This is a genomic window from Natronincola ferrireducens, from assembly GCF_900100845.1.
Classification (GTDB): domain Bacteria; phylum Bacillota; class Clostridia; order Peptostreptococcales; family Natronincolaceae; genus Natronincola_B; species Natronincola_B ferrireducens.
The window spans coordinates 37,052-53,358 of record NZ_FNFP01000008.1; the positions used below are offsets into that span (position 1 = coordinate 37,052).

At 36.4% G+C, this 16,307-nt stretch carries 17 protein-coding genes; 1 reads left to right on the forward strand and 16 read right to left on the reverse strand.

Going from position 1 to position 16,307, the window contains the following annotated elements; translation table 11 throughout:
* Positions 1-176: 176 nt before the first annotated feature.
* The 15 genes from BLS22_RS12710 to BLS22_RS15535 all read right to left on the reverse strand — a co-directional run bounded on the left by BLS22_RS12710 (position 177) and on the right by BLS22_RS15535 (position 14,166).
* Positions 177-914, reverse strand: a complete 738-nt coding sequence (locus tag BLS22_RS12710; protein WP_090554433.1) for a nucleoside phosphorylase — start codon at positions 912-914, stop codon at positions 177-179.
* A 16-nt stretch (positions 915-930) separates the two neighbouring features.
* Positions 931-2,265, reverse strand: a complete 1,335-nt coding sequence (locus tag BLS22_RS12715) for a dihydrolipoyl dehydrogenase family protein (protein ID WP_090554337.1) — start codon at positions 2,263-2,265, stop codon at positions 931-933.
* On the reverse strand, positions 2,262-3,200 hold the full coding sequence (locus tag BLS22_RS12720) for an ABC transporter permease (protein ID WP_090554339.1): 939 nt from the start codon (positions 3,198-3,200) through the stop codon (positions 2,262-2,264). Before BLS22_RS12720 ends, BLS22_RS12715 begins: the two co-directional genes overlap by 4 nt.
* The gene (locus tag BLS22_RS12725) at positions 3,181-4,278 is read right to left on the reverse strand and encodes an ABC transporter permease (RefSeq protein WP_090554341.1); all 1,098 of its coding nucleotides are present in this window, start codon (positions 4,276-4,278) and stop codon (positions 3,181-3,183) included. Before BLS22_RS12725 ends, BLS22_RS12720 begins: the two co-directional genes overlap by 20 nt.
* 4 nt (positions 4,279-4,282) lie before the next feature.
* The gene (locus BLS22_RS12730) at positions 4,283-5,824 is read right to left on the reverse strand and encodes an ABC transporter ATP-binding protein (RefSeq protein WP_090554344.1); all 1,542 of its coding nucleotides are present in this window, start codon (positions 5,822-5,824) and stop codon (positions 4,283-4,285) included.
* 144 nt (positions 5,825-5,968) lie between these two features.
* Complete coding sequence (locus BLS22_RS12735) at positions 5,969-7,012, reverse strand: BMP family lipoprotein (RefSeq protein WP_090554347.1); 1,044 nt, start codon at positions 7,010-7,012, stop codon at positions 5,969-5,971.
* A 97-nt stretch (positions 7,013-7,109) separates the two neighbouring features.
* Positions 7,110-7,796 carry a Crp/Fnr family transcriptional regulator gene (locus tag BLS22_RS12740; RefSeq protein WP_090554348.1) on the reverse strand — a complete coding sequence of 229 codons (687 nt, stop codon included), beginning with the start codon at positions 7,794-7,796 and terminating at the stop codon, positions 7,110-7,112.
* Between the two features lie 231 nt (positions 7,797-8,027).
* Positions 8,028-8,831 (reverse strand): XdhC family protein, encoded by an 804-nt coding sequence (locus BLS22_RS12745; RefSeq protein ID WP_090554350.1) that lies wholly within the window; start codon positions 8,829-8,831, stop codon positions 8,028-8,030.
* A gap of 12 nt (positions 8,832-8,843) precedes the next feature.
* A complete protein-coding gene (yqeB, locus tag BLS22_RS12750) occupies positions 8,844-9,653 on the reverse strand; it encodes a selenium-dependent molybdenum cofactor biosynthesis protein YqeB (RefSeq protein ID WP_090554352.1) in 810 nt (269 codons plus the stop codon).
* Positions 9,628-10,251, reverse strand: a complete 624-nt coding sequence (mocA, locus tag BLS22_RS12755; protein WP_090554354.1) for a molybdenum cofactor cytidylyltransferase — start codon at positions 10,249-10,251, stop codon at positions 9,628-9,630. The genes yqeB and mocA overlap by 26 nt, the downstream gene beginning before the upstream one ends.
* Entirely contained in the window at positions 10,233-11,003 is a 771-nt protein-coding gene (gene yqeC, locus BLS22_RS12760) for a selenium cofactor biosynthesis protein YqeC (protein ID WP_090554356.1), read from the reverse strand. The genes mocA and yqeC overlap by 19 nt, the downstream gene beginning before the upstream one ends.
* Positions 11,004-11,010: 7 nt before the next feature.
* On the reverse strand, positions 11,011-12,030 hold the full coding sequence (locus tag BLS22_RS12765) for a molybdopterin-binding protein (RefSeq protein ID WP_090554358.1): 1,020 nt from the start codon (positions 12,028-12,030) through the stop codon (positions 11,011-11,013).
* Between the two features lie 51 nt (positions 12,031-12,081).
* Positions 12,082-13,608, reverse strand: a complete 1,527-nt coding sequence (locus tag BLS22_RS12770) for an HAL/PAL/TAL family ammonia-lyase (RefSeq protein ID WP_090554360.1) — start codon at positions 13,606-13,608, stop codon at positions 12,082-12,084.
* Between the two features lie 271 nt (positions 13,609-13,879).
* Complete coding sequence (locus tag BLS22_RS15205; RefSeq protein WP_176762182.1) at positions 13,880-14,041, reverse strand: hypothetical protein; 162 nt, start codon at positions 14,039-14,041, stop codon at positions 13,880-13,882.
* The gene (locus tag BLS22_RS15535; protein ID WP_143011290.1) at positions 14,041-14,166 is read right to left on the reverse strand and encodes a glycine betaine ABC transporter substrate-binding protein; all 126 of its coding nucleotides are present in this window, start codon (positions 14,164-14,166) and stop codon (positions 14,041-14,043) included. Before BLS22_RS15535 ends, BLS22_RS15205 begins: the two co-directional genes overlap by 1 nt.
* Before the next feature lie 120 nt (positions 14,167-14,286).
* Between BLS22_RS15535 and BLS22_RS15210 the strand changes: the two genes are divergently transcribed.
* Positions 14,287-14,451: a hypothetical protein gene (locus BLS22_RS15210; RefSeq protein WP_176762183.1), complete on the forward strand. Its 165-nt coding sequence runs from the start codon at positions 14,287-14,289 to the stop codon at positions 14,449-14,451.
* Between the two features lie 57 nt (positions 14,452-14,508).
* On the opposite strand, the gene BLS22_RS12775 is transcribed toward BLS22_RS15210, so the two are convergent.
* Positions 14,509-16,122: a BCCT family transporter gene (locus tag BLS22_RS12775; RefSeq protein WP_176762184.1), complete on the reverse strand. Its 1,614-nt coding sequence runs from the start codon at positions 16,120-16,122 to the stop codon at positions 14,509-14,511.
* Positions 16,123-16,307: the final 185 nt, after the last annotated feature.

Genomic DNA, 16,307 nt, shown 5'->3' on the forward strand with positions numbered 1-16,307 from the left:
ATCCTTTCTCTATATTAGCCATCTTATTTTGATAAACTAAATGTACCATATTCTCCTTGATATTGAAAGGGATTAGACCAGGAAAACCTTTCTTATACAGCAAAAGTCCTAAAGGGTATTCTAGTATTTTATAGGCTGTATACTTAGAAATTACTTTAGGACTTACTTGATTTAATTTAACTGTTGTGATGCAAGCTATATATAGTCTCTAGGGCCAATAAAATCTCTCTTTTTTCTCCCTCTGCAGCAGCGGCTTCATTTTCAACATAATCATTTATGCCATCCTTAACATTTCCTTCATACTTAACGACATTGTTCAATATGCTGGCGGCATGTACCCCCCGCAGTTGAGCAAGGGTAAAGAGTGTAGCCGTCTCCATATCGGAAGCTATTACCTTCTTTGAATTCCAAAATGCCATAATCTCCTCTTCATTATCAATATAAAAGGAATCATGACTTCGTATAATACCACAGTGATTTTTATATTTTAGACGGCTGCAGGTTTCTAAAATCCTATAGGTTAATTGAATATCCGCTACGGCAGGATAGTTTTCCAAAACATACATTTTGGAGGCGCCATCCTCTCTGACGGCTGCTGTGGCTATAATTAGATCCCCAATCTCAATATTCCACTGTATTGCTCCACCACTACCTATTCGTATAAAATATTTAGCCCCACAGTCAATTAACTCTTCTACTGCAATAGCTGTAGAAGGACCTCCTATACCGGTAGAGGTAATGGTCACAGCAACTCCTTTATAATAACCCTTTATGGTTCTAAACTCTCTATTAAAAGCTACTTCCTGACAGTCCTCTAGGTATGCCGCTGCCCTTACAACCCTCTGGGGATCCCCTGGTAAAATTACATATTTTCCTACATCATTAGCATCACACAGAATGTGAGGTTGCTTCATTTCATTCACCTTCCCATTATTCAACATTTAACAATGCTTCTAATATTGCCTCCGATAAGCTTGGATGTATAATTAAATTTTGTTTGATTTCTTCACAGGTTACTCCTTTTTGTATTAAAAGCCCCATCAAACCTATATATTCCGATACATCCTGACCTACCATCCATAAACCTAGTACCTTATCATCTTCTGCTACCAATACTTTAACGAAGCCTTCCTTAATGTCTTTAGAAAATCCCCGCCAAGTATCTGCAAAATTATAATAGCCCTTCCTATAAGGGATCTTTTTTTCTATCAACTCCCACTCTTGAAAACCTACACCAGCAATTTCAGGTATGGTAAAAACAGCTCTAGGTAGTTCTTTATAATTCATGATTACATTTTTATTGTTTAAGATATTATCTGCTACAGCAATTCCCTGCTGTATTGCTACATGAGCCATACCCAATATGCCATTGATATCCCCTATTGCATAAATTGAGGTGATATTGGTTTTTAGGTTATTATCTACAACAATTTTATCCTTTTCTAAATGAACTCCTAATTTTTCCATACCTTTAGGGAAGTTAGGTATTCTTCCCACCGTAACCAGTACCTTATCTCCTTTAATTTTTTCACCGTTATTTAAGGACACCACCTGCTTACCCTCTTCTTCTTGGATTGCTGTGGCCCTTAATCCTTTATATATTTTGATACCACGCTTTTTAAAGTAGGTTTCTAAAGGCTTTACTAAATCATCATCGTTTCCCTCTAGGAGTTTTGTGGTTTTTTCCACTAAAACCACTTTTACACCAAGTTCAGCAAAAAGTGAAGCGAATTCACACCCCTCCACATTTCCACCAATAATAATGATGGTTCCAGGTAACTTTTCTAAAGCAACAGCCTCTTTGTGGGTAATGATTGTCTGTTGATTTGCTTGAAGGTTTTCTAACCCCCAAGGCTTTGTTCCAGTGGCAATTACCACATATTTAGCCTTTATTGTGTTATTATCTATTTCATAAGTATTTTTATCAATAAAACTACCCTCGCCAAAGTATACATCAATATTGGCTTTTAGAAGCTTCTTTTTCATCTTTTCTTCTATGACCAGCATTTCTTTTTCATAGTGTTGCAATCCTTCTTCTGGTATAAGTGGATATCTATTATGACGATATGTTTTTCCATTTATGACAGATCGTAAATCATCTAATATATTTTTCACAGGTAAACAGCCCCATCGAAGACCTGTACCTCCTAGTTCTTCTTTTTCCACTAAGGCAACCCTCAGGCCACCTCTAGCACAGTGTAATCCGCAATAATAGCCAGCAGGACCTCCCCCAATTATTAATACATCGTATGTCTCCCTTTTCATGGTTGCTGTAAAGCTCCTTCCTCTGCTTGTGTTTTTTTTCTTTTTGCTATATGTCTCTTGGTTACAATAAATAAGGCAATTACTGTTACTAAGTAAGGAATCATTTGGGTAAATTGAGAAGGTATTCCTACTACCTGCAGCCTAATACCCAATGCATCAAAGAAACCAAACAACAAGGCCGCTCCAAAGGTTTTAATGGGATTAGAGGCTCCAAATATAATAGCCGCCAATGCAATAAAACCTCTATTGGCACTCATATTTTCAGTAAAGAGTGTTAAATATCCCAATGAAAGATGGGCTCCTGCAAAACCACATAAAACACCGCAGGCAATGGAACTAATATACTTCATTTTCCTAGGGCTAACCCCATTAGTTTCTAAGGCTTCAGGATATTCTCCAGCAGCTCTAATCCACATACCATAAGGGGTTTTATATAAAAACAAATAAGCTATAATCACTAAAATCCAACTAATATATACAAAAATTGAATGATTATTAAACATAATATCTAACATTGGAATTCCTCGAAGGAAGGGAAAGTTCAATCTAGGTAATGGGATGATATCCGGGGATGAAAAGGCTCCCTTTACACCAAAAATACTTCTTAATAAAAAGATAGTTAGTCCACCCGCAAATATATTGATAGCTATCCCTATAATAAATTCATCGGATTTTAGTTCTATAACAAAGAAGCCAAATATAAGACCTATAATCATACCTACCACCACTGCCAGCATAACCCCCATAAATGAACTTGCAAAAAAGTAACTACCTACAACACCGAAGAAAGCCCCTAGAAGAATCATCCCCTCCATACCAATATTCAACATGCCAGCATGCATGGTTAATAATCCTCCTAATGCTGCTAAAATAAGAGGTGTGGCTGTTCTTATAGTATTCTGTATTAATGTGAGATTAAATACTTGTCCTAGCATTTTGCTTTTCACCAGCCTTTTGTTGTAGATTTTTTTTCATTTTATACTCTTTAAACATTCTTTTAAAACCTGTTTCCCCAGCAATAAATAGAATGATAATGGATTGAATTACTAACACCAGCTCTGAAGGTATAGAGGTGGTATTTTCCATTGCAACAGATCCGGTTTTTAAAGCCCCAAAAAATATTGACATTAGGATAACACCTATAGGATTGTTCTTTACGATTAAAGCAACCAGCATACCATCAAAAGCAAAGCCTGGAGAAATATTTTGTAAAAATCTATAGTGACTACCTAGTACTTCAAAAACCCCTGCAATCCCACATAGGCCTCCAGAGATAAGCATAGCCACAATCATTTGCTTCTTTACATTAATCCCTCCATATTTAGCAAAGGTAGCATTTTCTCCTACCATTTTAAAGTTATAACCAGCAGAGGTTTTTTGCATCATATAATAAATAATTAGGGCTATAAAGCCCATTATAAAAATACTTGTGTTTAGCGTAGAGAGTCTTACAAGTCGTGTTAGTCGATAACCCTCTGCCACCATGTCCGTTCCCCCCATCTTCCCTTGGCTAGCGGCAAAGGGGTAGTTAACTAAATAATCGGTAAAGAGGACAGCCACACTATTTAGCATAATGGTGGTTATTACTTCATCAATTTGATAATATACCTTTAGTAGTGCTGGAACTAATGCATATAAACCTCCTACAATAGCTCCTGCAATAATAGCTAATAAAATTCCTAGGGCCGGTGGTAGGTTGGTAAAGGTAAAGCCTACATAAGCAGCTGCAAAGGCTCCTAAGTATAACTGTCCTTCACCACCGATATTAAAAATACCACTTCTAAAGGAAACTGCAGTAGCTAACCCTGTTAAAATTAAAGGAACAGTTTTGGCAAAGGTAGTAGCTAAATTATATTTAGAGCCAAAGGCTCCTGTAATTAATGCACTATAGCCTACAATAGGACTTCTACCATTTGCCATCATAATAAGACCACCAATCAGCAAAGCCGCTGCTATAGAAAGGAATAAGGAAACTAAGTACTCTAGATTCTTCTTCATGAATAGCTTTTTCATTATTTTATGCTCCCCCTTCCTGATTCATTTTTTGTTTACCCGTCATATATAAGCCGATTTCTTTTTTAGTTATTCTACCCGTCTTAAATTCTCCTGTAATCTCCCCTTCATAGATGGTCAGAATTCTATCTGACAATCTAAAGAGTTCATCTAATTCAGCAGAAACCAGTAAAATAGCACTTCCTTCATTTCGCTTGTCAATAATTTGTTGATGTATAAATTCTATTGCCCCTATATCTACTCCTCGGGTTGGTTGAGATATAATAAGTAGAGGGGTGTTAAAGGAAAACTCCCGGGCTATAACGATCTTCTGCATATTTCCCCCCGACAGACTTTCCACTAAAACATCCTGACTAGGGGTTCTGACATCAAATTCTTCAATAAGTCTATCGCTCAGCTGGCGTATAGGCTTTTCATTTATGTGTATCCCTTTTATGGCATAGGGTTCCTTATCCTGTATACCCATCATCATATTTTCTGTGATGGTGGCCTTTTTACTTAAACCTGTCATCAATCTATCTTCAGGAACATGTGCCATTCCTAATTTTCTAATTTCCTTAGGATTTTTACCTCTAGTACTTTTTTCATTTATAAGTACTTCACCAGCTTCTATTTCCCGCAAACCTGTTAATGCTTCCAACAATTCCGATTGTCCATTTCCTTCTACTCCTGCTATTCCAAGTATTTCTCCTGCCTTTACATCAAAGCTAACACCCCTTAAGGCCATAAGTCCCCTCTGTCCCCTAACCTTCAGTTCCTTTACCTCTAATACCTTCTGTCGGTTGACTTCCTTTTTTTCTAAAGCATCAAACAATACTTCTCTACCCACCATCATCTCTGCCAATATTTGTTCCGTAGCATCCTTAGTATCTATCGTTCCCACAAGCTTACCTTGTCTCATAACACTGACACGATGGGATAATGCCAGTACCTCCTGTAGTTTATGGGTAATAATAATGACTGTCTTATTTAACTCCTTTACTAATCGTCTAATTACTGAAAAAAGTTCCTCTGTTTCCTGGGGAGTAAGCACTGCCGTAGGCTCATCTAAAATCAAGATATCAGCTCCCTTATGAAGGACCTTCAAAATTTCAATCCTTTGCTGTATCCCTACAGAAACCTCCTGGACCTTTAGCCTAGGGTTTACTTTTAAACCATAGGCCTCTACTAATTCCTCTGTTACCCTTATAGCTTTTGTGAAATCAACAAATATTTTGTTTTTTCTAAACTCCCTACCCAATACGATGTTTTCTGCTACTGTCAAAGAAGGCAGTAACATAAAATGCTGGTGCACCATTCCAATACCATGGTCAATAGCGATAGAAGGGTTAGTGATTTTGGTAGCTTTTCCTTCAAAAAATATTTCACCAGCAGTAGGTGCCTCTAGTCCATAGAGGATCTTCATTAATGTGGATTTGCCTGCACCATTTTCCCCTACAATAGCATGAACTTCTCCCTTCCTGATAGAAAGATTGATATTGTCATTTGCTAATACCCCTGGGAACTGTTTTGTAATACCCTTGAGCTCTATAATATTTTCTACCATTGTTTTCACCTCTTTATAGGTTCTTTAGATTTCCTGTTAAGACGATATTTCTTTCCCGGCCTTAAAGGCTAATTTCCCATTGGTTAGAAATAGGGAGAAGTAGTTTACCCTACTCCTCCCCGTCTCTGCTATAAAATCTCTACCTTATTTTCCTCCTGGCACTTCAATTTCTCCACTTATAATTTTTCCTTTGATTTCTTCTATTTGTACCTTCATTTCTTCGGTAACAAATTGCGGCATATCTTCTCCACCAAAGGATAAATTTACACCATTTTCTTCTATACCATAATAATAAACTTTTCCTGCTTCAAAGCTTCCATTTTGAATTCTTTCAATAGATTCAAAAATAGATAGACCTACACCCTTAATCATACTGGCAACAATCACGTCTGGGTTGATATATCTTTGATCAGAATCCACGCCAATAGCAAACCTTTGAGACTCAGCAGCAGCTTCAAATACACCTTCTCCTGTCTTACCTGCTACTTGGAATATAATATCAACACCTCTTGAATAAAGGGCTAAAGCACTTTCTTTTCCCTTTGCTGGATCTTCAAAGTCTCCTGCAAAGATTGTTTCTACTTTAACTTCTGGATCAATATAAGCTGCTCCAGCTTCATAACCTGCTTTAAAGTTTCTAATTACTGGAATGTCCATGCCACCTACCATACCAATAACTTTCCCCTCTTGAATACCTTCAATAGAGGTTTCCTGAGTTAATATAGCTGCCATAGCTCCTACCAAGAAGGAGCCTTCGTTTTCTTGGTAGCTGATGGTTGTAAGATTAGGAATCCCTTCAATCTCATTGTCAACATAAATATAGTTTACTTCAGGGAATGCTTCTGCTATTTCTTGAACTACATCATAAAACTCAAAGCCTACTACAGCTACTACAGAGGCGTATTGGGAAGCCTGTACTAATTGATCGTTATATAAGGATGGGTCATTTCTACACTCAAATACCCTTGCTTCTACCCCTAGTTCCACCTTGGCTCTTTCAACCCCTTCGTTGGAAGAATCATAGAAGGAACGATCTCCTAATCCTCCCGCTACCACCAGTGCTACCTTCATAGCCTCTTCGCCATTGGCTTCATCAGTACCGACTGGCTCATTGGTTTGAGAACAACCAGTCAATGCAACAGTAGTTAATAATACAATAACCATCATAAATGTAATCATTTTTTTCATGCATTTTCCCCCTTAATTCATTCATTTTTTATGAATAAAATATATTAAACCTTCAACCCTTATTCTATTTATTAATGAGGATTGAAAAATTTACTGATTATTCACTGCGACTTATAATTTCTTCTTCCTTTAACTTATCCACATCGATAATCAAAATAGATTTATTATTAACCCTTATGATGTCCTGTTCCTTTAGGTATTTTAAGGTTCTATTGATACTTCTTTGGGTCACTACAAATCGTTCGCTGAGGTGATCCTTCTCTATCTTTACTTCGATGCCATTTTCTCTTTTTATACCTTTATCTAGGCAGTATATTAAATAATTACATACTCTGTATTTTAAAGAATATAATGTATCTTCTCCTGCCTTCTTAGAAAGTTCATAAAAGCTTCTACAGAGGGTTCTTGTAATATATAGTAAGAAGTTTTTATCCTTTTCTATCCATGCTAAAAAAGCTTCTCTATTGATTCTTAAAATTTGTAAATCTGTTAATGCCTCCACAGAACAAATATAAGGCTTTTGTTCAAAAATCTCTAATTCCCCAAAAAAGTATCCTTTTTTATAAATAGATTGAGAATACTTTTTTCCATTCTCCGCCATAATATAAATATTGGCATAGCCCTTTACAATAATATAAAAATACTCATAATACATGTTTTGGTGACAAATAATCTGTCCTTTAGGGTATTCCTTAACCTCCCAGCACTTTAATACATCATAGGGACAATCCTTGAGCATTTCTTTAATGGAAGGGTTTTCTTCAATTATATCCTGTACCTCCATAAAACTCCCTCTTTTCCTCCATTATACATTATGATAACGTTGTCATAAAGGACATGTGTCCCATTTTAAAAACATTTTTACATAACTCCTAAATAAAAAGATATAAAACGAGGAACTTTGTCTTATATCTTTTCTTGGAACTTATTGGTTACAACGTAAACCATCATATTGTTGCTATCACACCCTTGTAATAAATTCCCCTAGGCTATAATGAATTTATATAATATCAACTTATTTTCTAGCTTCCTTCATATGTAAAAGTCTACCCTTATTTTTTACAAGAATGATCTCCGATAGAATACTCAATGCTATTTCCTCTGGAGTATTTCCTCCTAAATCGATTCCTATAGGAGCAAAAACCTTGTTCATCACTTCCTCTGATACCCCCTCTTTCCTTAAATTTTCCATAGTATTTTGAACCTTATTTTTACTGCCTATCATTCCTATATAGGCTGCATTGGTATTGATGACAGATTTTAATGCGATTTCATCATGGGAATGACCTCGAGTCACTATAACAACATAACAATTTTCATCAATGTCATAGTTGTTTAAATTTCCTTCTATATCCCCCAAAATAATTTCCTGTGCTTTAGGAAATCGATCTTTATTACAATAATCTTCACGATCTTCAAATATTACAGTATCAAAGTTTATTGTTGCTGCAATTTCATATAATTTTAATGCAATATGTCCTCCCCCTACAATCAGTAGCTTAAGGGTTGGAACAAACACTTTAATATAAACATCTATCTCCCCGCCGCATTGCATTTGAATGCCTCCTATACCATCATTGAGCTGAAAATGGAAGCTTTCACTCCTGCAATTTTCAAGGCATTTAACAGCTGCAGTTGTTATAATGTTTTCTGCCTTGCCACCTCCTACGGTACCATAGGTTTCACCACCTTCTAATACCAGCATCATCGCTCCTTCTCTTCCTGGTGTAGAACCTTCAGACCTAGTAATCGTAGCCAATGCCACTTTTCTATTGGCTTTTACTTCTTTAGTTATTTTTTCTAATAATTTAACTTCCATTCTTTTCACCCTTTATAACTCAATATTTTTCTTGTGTTTTATATGTAAGATAGCTTCTAACACACCACCAGCTATAGCTCTAGCTTTATCAGACATGGTATAACAATGGTCTAATTTTCCCCTTGGATCAATATCTGCTATTTTAAGTCCTGTTTTTATGGAGGTGAATTCCTTTATCATTCCCCTTACCACACCATCTATCGTGGCTTTTATAGGGGTTTTATCGATATACGCTATCACTTCCTCCTTACATACAGTTTCTCCTATATCCTTTATAATTTTAATTTTACCATCGCAGGGGGCTTTGATAACCCTTTCCTTGCCAAAGCCCATAATAACCCCTGGTATTCCTGTATCAGCTTCAGCAGAACCTTGGAAAATTAACCTTCCCAAATCATGACCTCTATTTGTCTCAATGACCACATCTACATCTATCCCTGCTTGAAATCCAGGACCTACACCGATGGTTATGGGGGCCATCCCCCTATAGGTACCTAGATTTTTTTTAGCCAAAATAGCATCAACAACAATGTCCACTGGTATTTCTTTTATAATACTACCGGTTTCATCCACCATAATAGGAACATTGTTATCTGCCCAAGCCCCTATAATCCCATCTATTTCATGTACCTTCACAGCCTTTATACCCTCTACCTCTGTCTCACCATCAAATATTGCTTCGGAAAAGGACACGGTTCGTCTTATGGCCAAAGGTGATGCCTTCTCTAATATTAACACCTTAAAACCACAGCGAAGCAACTTATGGGCTATTGCTGTACCTATATCTCCACCACTTCTAATCACCGCAATGTTTTTCAGCATTAACTTCCACTCCCCCATGTATCTTTTCATATTGCTGCCATGTATCAATATCCTTGCCAATATTGGCATCTCCTATGACTACAAATCTTACTTTTTCTATAGCTTCTTGAATAAGTCCTCTACCACCTTGATCTCCTTCGATTTTTAATAAACTATTTTTATATTTCTCTGGAAAAATAATTGGATTCCCCCTTTGTCCATTATATAAAGGAACAACAATATGACAAGGGTTTTCCTTAAAGCAGTCTATAAGATGGTTAATGATGTTTTTGTTTAGAAAAGGCTGGTCTCCTACAAAAAACATATACCCCTTTGTTTCATCAGAAGAAGCCTTTACACCTAATTTCATGGCTTGACTTTGACCCCTATGGGCATCGGGATTATAGATGGTATTGATGTCATAGATTTCTGAAATTTTTTTGATTTCAGGATGTTGATAGATAACTATTATTTCATCTATACTGGAGGCCTTAACAGCCTTTATTACTCTTTCAATAATAGGAATGTCTTCAATTGGTAATAAAAGCTTTTGTCTTTTCATTCTTTTGGAAAAGCCTGAAGCCATAATAATTCCCGTTATCAAAATCCACCCCTCCATTTAATATATTCCTCTTCAGCCTCCATAGCTGCTATAATCCCAGCAGTTAAAGGAGTTTCCCATTTTTTAAATTCTTCCATGATTGCTTTTCCTAAATTTTCCCTTTTGGTATTATCTGCTTTATTTAATATTAAATACTTTTCAGAGGAAGGTGACGTGTTTTTAAATAATCCTTGACTATCAATGATTAACTTTACTATTGTTTTTATATCAATTCTATCTCCTATTGCCTTTCCCGTCAATTCGGAGAATAGTTTTTCCCTGTGGACCCAATCATTATTTATAGGTTTATTCAAGGCATCTAAACCTATAATGCCAATAGTTTTTGCAGTATTACTTGGTATGACTGGTTCATGATCCGCTGGGGCTTTGATAGGTTTCCTCTTAGAGCCATCGGCTTCTACTAAAATATAGTCAAATTCCTTTTCTTCATAAAGCATAGTAACATCCTCAGGCTGTAGTCCTAAAAGCTTATTTTCTTGGGTTATTTCTCTACCTAAAATATAAATATTTGCATCCTTTGTTTTTTTTAAAACCTTTAAAGGATGTTCGTTATTGGTTAGACTAAAATAATCATAAATCCCTTTATGGGGGCAGAAGATAGCTGTAGTAGTGGTAACAAGGACTTTCTTACCAGCTTCCCTCAGTTCTTCTGCTAGTTTAAACATGGTGGTGGTCTTTCCCCCTCCACCTACAAAGGAAATTACCTCTCTTTTATTTAAATCTATATTTATAGCTTGAAAAGCCTTCATTTTTCCTCTACCTTCCTAGGGAACAAATAGGATAATGACAAACTTTACAGTTTTGACAAAGTCCTCCATGGGCTAAGGAGGATATATCTTTTCTAGTAAGAATTTCTCCCGCCAGTACTCGAGGAAACACCAAATCAAACACTGTGATTCTATGATACATGCCGCAGGCTGGTATACCTAATATAGTAGCTTTACCTTTGTAGGCCAGCATAAACATGGCTCCAGGTAATACCGGTGAGCCATAGGTGATTACTTTATCAGCCACATTTCTTATGGCGCTTGGGGTTACATCATCTGCATCTACCGACATCCCCCCTGAGGTTAATATAACCTCTGCTCCCTTATCAATCAATTCATTAATTGCCCCTTCTATTTTCACAACATCGTCTGGAGCATATTTGGTTTCTAATAGTTCACCGCCGTATTGTTCTACTTTTTTCTTTAATACTGGTCCAAATCTATCTACAATTGTGCCCTCATAAACCTCTGAACCCGTAACAAGAATACCTATCTTCAAGCTCTTTAATTCTTTGATTGTAATGATTTTTCCTACCTCTTTACAAATTGCTTCTACTTTTTCAATTGCTTCTTTTTTTATGGTTAAGGGGATGATTCGTGTGCCTGCCACCACCTTATCCTCTTCTATGACTGTATTGCTGTGGAGGGTAGCCAGCATGATTAAATCTATTTCATGAATCCTCTCTAATAGTTCTACATTTATTTTTAGTAATCCTCTTCCGGAGGATTTAATATTAACCTTCCCTTCTGAAGGTCCTTCTAAAATAAAACCTCCTCCAGTCACTGCCTTTGCTATCCTTAGGGCAGCCTCATCTTCATGGAGATCATCTTCCCTTAATTCTAATATGTTTATATGGTTCTTCCCCATTTTTTTCAATTCAAGAATATCTTCTTCGCCAATAATATGCCCCTTTTTAAAGGCAGCTCCTTTAAATTCACCAGGAACTATTTTTGTTAAATCATGGGCCAGCACCATCCCTATAGCATCTTCTACTTTAACCTTCCTCATTTTACCATCCCTTCTTCTATACAACAAAAGCGACTATCGTCGCTTTTGTTTTTATTCTTTATTTACTGCTTCCTTTACCGCCTGTAACATTTTTTTAGATTTAATTATATTATACGCTTTTTTGATGTCAATGGAAAGATTTCTATCTTCATCCAAGAAAGGTATTTCCGAACGAATCATCTCATAAGCCACCTTCGTTCCTTTTCCTAGTCGAGTTGCCTTTCTTAGGTCAATAGCCTGAGCAGCGTGCATTGCCTCAATTCCTAATATATAGTATAAATTATCTATAATTTTAGCAGTTTTTCTTACAACAAAGGGTGAGTTATTAGCATGATCTTCTATCTCTCCTGCTACAGAAAAATAATCTGCTGTTGCTGGATTCGATAGATGTCTTATCTCCGTATCTAAGGATGTAAAGGTTTTTTGTATTGTACCATAGGCAATTACTCTACCATCTGCTGGTGTTAAAAATCTAGATAAGCCTGTGAACTTAGGTGTAGCTAGTTTTATCGTTCTATGGCATGCAATTCTAGAAAGATGACTCAGTGCAATTCCTAGCATCTCGAATCCCAAAACCCAAGTAGTTACTTCATAATTGGAGCATGCTATCATTCGTTTTTCATCCACTAGAACACAGGGGTTATCCTCAGTAGTGTTTAATTGAATATCCATATACTTTTTCACATACTCCAGTGCATCTCTAACTGACCCATGGACTTGACTAGCCCCCCTAAGGCTTAGTGGATCCTGTAGGGACTCACTTACTCCGGGAAGCCACAGATAGCTTCCTTCTAAATATTTCCTTACCCCCTCTGCACTAACTGCCTGACCTGGTAATGGTCTTATGGGATAGAGACTAGGATCTAGAGGCGTAACGTTTCCTTTAAACCCTTCCATCGTTAAGGCATAGACAATATCTGCCATATCAATTAGGTCTTCTACATCCTTTAAAACGACAGCCCCAGGGCCCGCTGCCAGTGCATTGGAGGATACAATCGCTAAACCATCCTTTGGACCTAAAACGATGGGCTTTAGTCCAGCCTTCTCTAGAGCTTCGGCAGCAGGTATTTTGAAGCCCTTATAATATACATCTCCTTCACCAATCATGGCAAGACCTATATGAGAAAGACAAGTAATATCTCCTTCTCCAATGGAGCCCCTCTCAGGTATAACAGGGTGAATATTATGGTTTAAGAAGTCTTTATACATGGTTACAATGGCTGGTTGGATTCCTGTATATCCTAGCAATAGTGTGTTTAACCGAGCTAAAAGAATAGCTCTTACGTCCTCTTCACTGGCAGCTGGATCTACAGCTACACAATGGGATAAAATCAAGCTCCGATTATATTCTTCATAATATCTATCCACTACTTGTCTATCCTTGTTTAATCCAACGCCTCTATTGAAGCCATAGACAGGGGTGTCACTATTGATCATCTCAAATACAAATGCTCTAGCCTTCTCTACCTTTGCCATTGCCTCTTGGCTGATTTCCACCTGAGCACCTCTTCTGGCTACCTTATCAACATCCTCTATGGTAAGACTTTTACCGTCGAGAATTATGTTTGTTTTTTCCATAAGTATACCCTCCCCTATTGATTCTTTTTCTGTGTAAGTGCTGCTAATATTTTTTCTGGTGTTGCTGGTAAATAAGAATATCCTCTTCAGCTGCCTTCATAATCTCTACAGAATCACTTATAAACTTTTGTCTTAATATGTCTAGTAATCTTTCTCTTGGATCTCATCTAACTTATGTTTTACACCATTAACAGTAAATTCTAGAAGCATATACTGTTCCTCCCGGAACTAATAAACTATGCCTTTTTATATAAAAGTCTGTCTTCTTAAATTATATATTCACATCGTCAAAAAAAGGTCGACCAATTTTGCTTTTTATGGGTTTTATAACATTTTCTATTTGCTCTATGGGGGCTTCCTGATAAGACATACCATCATGCACCTTGTTTAGAGCAAGTTTTATATCCTTCATATCCAATCTAAAATTTTTCATCAATAGATATACCCTTTAGGGTTTGCTTTGTTTAATGTTGTTTTTACCAATGGGGTGCAATACTCTTCATCACCAAACACCCCACAGCTATCTTCAAGATACTTTAAATGATACTTGCCAAACATCCAGTGGGACTGTCATCCTGTTATTACAACCCATTCATTGTTCTTCATCTTATTTTCAAGGCTATTTAACATTGCCTCCTCATTCCCATAAACAACCTCAAACTCTGCAGTGGGTATTGATTGACTGCATCAGCAGCCAAGGACTCTAAGCTGATGAGGTATGGTATAGATGTTTTAATACTTACTGAAAATCAGATAAAGACAGAAGAAGAGGTAGGTATTCCAGAGAAACACCCACCCCAACTACTGCCATTCAGCCTTCATCATATCACCGAATGTTTATGAATTTAATGGGACATTTATATACATGAAGTAAGCAGTTGTTTTACTTTACAATATATATTATTGTTCATTAAGCTCTGTTATTAATTCAGAATCAACTTTAGCTTTATCTGGGAAATAAACTACATCGTAATTTTCTCTCTGTACAAACATCTTAACCATAGATATTCCTACTAGGACAAATATGAATAATACAGGTAAAGCTGCTGTCATAGGTAATAGTTTTGTAGACTGTATAACATCTATTGCCCCTTCAGTAGATTGTGTAGTAGCTATAATACTTAAAAATGCAACAGAAGACATTACTAATCCCCAAAATATCTTAATGCTATTTGGCGGCTCCACTTCCGTTGCATTAGAAGCATTTATTGATAATGATGCCACCGTTGAAGTCATAGAGTCACATAATGTAACTACTGATAAGAATAATGTTATCATAAAGGCAATACTAGTTAAAAAAGCTAATGGGAAGTTTTGTAGAAAACTAAATACTGATGCCTCAAGTCCCTGAGTCTGAATTACATTCCAAATCTCTCCACCTTGAGTCATTTCTAAGTGAATTGCGTTAGATCCAAATACACCAAACCATAAAACTGCAAATGATGCAGGAACGATTAAGTTCATAATAATAAATTCTCTAATCGTTCTTCCTTTAGCTATTCTACCTAGGAATAGTCCAACCATTGGTGCATAAACAATCATCCATATCCAATAAATTACTGTCCACCACATTGGCCATTTGTCGTCTTCTATAGCACCGAGATAAGTCATTCTTGTAAAAAATGTACTTATAGATTCACCAATTGCTTCAACAGTAAAGAACATGGAAAATCTAGTAGCGCCAAATATGAAAATAAACACTAACAACCCAATAAATACTTTAGCATTTAAGTCAGATAATTGCCGGATACCTTTTTGTAATCCTGTATAACTTGAAATGATAAAAGTTGCTACTATTACAATAAGTGTTATACCTCTAACAAGGTTATTCGGCTCAAGCCCAAATACAGCATTAAATCCAGCTCCAAATTGTAATGATGCAACTGCTAGTATAGCTGACACAGAAACAGCAATAGCAAATAGGCAAACGTTATCAACTATATCTCCAACTGTCTCAAAGCTCTTCTTACCGAAAATAGGGTATAATACAGAAGAAATTCTAAATGGTAGCTTCATATTATAGATAGCAAAGCCTACTGCAACCCCAAATAAACAATAATGTGCATATGCCGGTATTCCCCAGTGAATCATACTTACTGACAATGCTGATAATGCAGCTTCTGCACTTCCTGCAACCTGATTTAATCCAGGTATAGGACTGTTCAAATGAAAAATGGGCTCAGCTATTCCCCAAAATACGATACCTGTTCCAATTCCACCACAGAGAGATATAGCAAACCAGCTCCATCTACTAAGTATAGGTTTAGCATCCTCTCCACCTAATTTAACGCTTCCATATTTAGATACAAAAAGCCATGCTAATATTGCAAGATTTGCAAGGGCCATCAGGGAGTAAAGCCACCCAAACCAATTGTATTGAAAATCTGAAATGGCAACTTCAAGATTGTAAAAAGCTGTTGGACTAATAATTCCCATTAATATAATTGCTATAAAAATAATACTCATTGGAACAAAGATAACTTTTCTGACCACATTTTTTGTTTCACTTTTCATATTTTCCATACCTCCCATAACTAGTGTAGTTACTTCTTTTAAATGGGTGTAACCTTTTATTTATTAGTTAGTCAGTTCTTCACCACTCCCTTCATATATATTCTTACTTTTGGATATATTCTTACTTCTGTATAACTTGATTAAATTTTAACAGTTTAGCGTCCATAAAAGGTCAAAATCCAGCA

Excerpts from the sequence above, each read along its gene's own strand:
- BLS22_RS12735 (WP_090554347.1), bottom strand. The coding sequence starts at position 7,012 with ATGAAAAAAATGATTACATTTATGATGGTTATTGTATTATTAACTACT.
- BLS22_RS12720 (WP_090554339.1), bottom strand. The coding sequence starts at position 3,200 with ATGCTAGGACAAGTATTTAATCTCACATTAATACAGAATACTATAAGA.
- BLS22_RS12715 (WP_090554337.1), bottom strand. The coding sequence starts at position 2,265 with ATGAAAAGGGAGACATACGATGTATTAATAATTGGGGGAGGTCCTGCT.
- BLS22_RS12765 (WP_090554358.1), bottom strand. The coding sequence starts at position 12,030 with ATGAGGAAGGTTAAAGTAGAAGATGCTATAGGGATGGTGCTGGCCCAT.
- BLS22_RS12725 (WP_090554341.1), bottom strand. The coding sequence starts at position 4,278 with ATGAAAAAGCTATTCATGAAGAAGAATCTAGAGTACTTAGTTTCCTTA.
- BLS22_RS12745 (WP_090554350.1), bottom strand. The coding sequence starts at position 8,831 with ATGGAAGTTAAATTATTAGAAAAAATAACTAAAGAAGTAAAAGCCAAT.
- BLS22_RS12730 (WP_090554344.1), bottom strand. The coding sequence starts at position 5,824 with ATGGTAGAAAATATTATAGAGCTCAAGGGTATTACAAAACAGTTCCCA.
- yqeC (WP_090554356.1), bottom strand. The coding sequence starts at position 11,003 with ATGAAGGCTTTTCAAGCTATAAATATAGATTTAAATAAAAGAGAGGTA.
- yqeB (WP_090554352.1), bottom strand. The coding sequence starts at position 9,653 with ATGCTGAAAAACATTGCGGTGATTAGAAGTGGTGGAGATATAGGTACA.
- BLS22_RS12710 (WP_090554433.1), bottom strand. The coding sequence starts at position 914 with ATGAAGCAACCTCACATTCTGTGTGATGCTAATGATGTAGGAAAATAT.
- BLS22_RS12770 (WP_090554360.1), bottom strand. The coding sequence starts at position 13,608 with ATGGAAAAAACAAACATAATTCTCGACGGTAAAAGTCTTACCATAGAG.
- BLS22_RS15205 (WP_176762182.1), bottom strand. The coding sequence starts at position 14,041 with ATGAAAAATTTTAGATTGGATATGAAGGATATAAAACTTGCTCTAAAC.
- BLS22_RS15535 (WP_143011290.1), bottom strand. The coding sequence starts at position 14,166 with ATGTTTGGCAAGTATCATTTAAAGTATCTTGAAGATAGCTGTGGGGTG.
- BLS22_RS12775 (WP_176762184.1), bottom strand. The coding sequence starts at position 16,122 with ATGAAAAGTGAAACAAAAAATGTGGTCAGAAAAGTTATCTTTGTTCCA.
- mocA (WP_090554354.1), bottom strand. The coding sequence starts at position 10,251 with ATGGAGGGGTGGATTTTGATAACGGGAATTATTATGGCTTCAGGCTTT.
- BLS22_RS12740 (WP_090554348.1), bottom strand. The coding sequence starts at position 7,796 with ATGGAGGTACAGGATATAATTGAAGAAAACCCTTCCATTAAAGAAATG.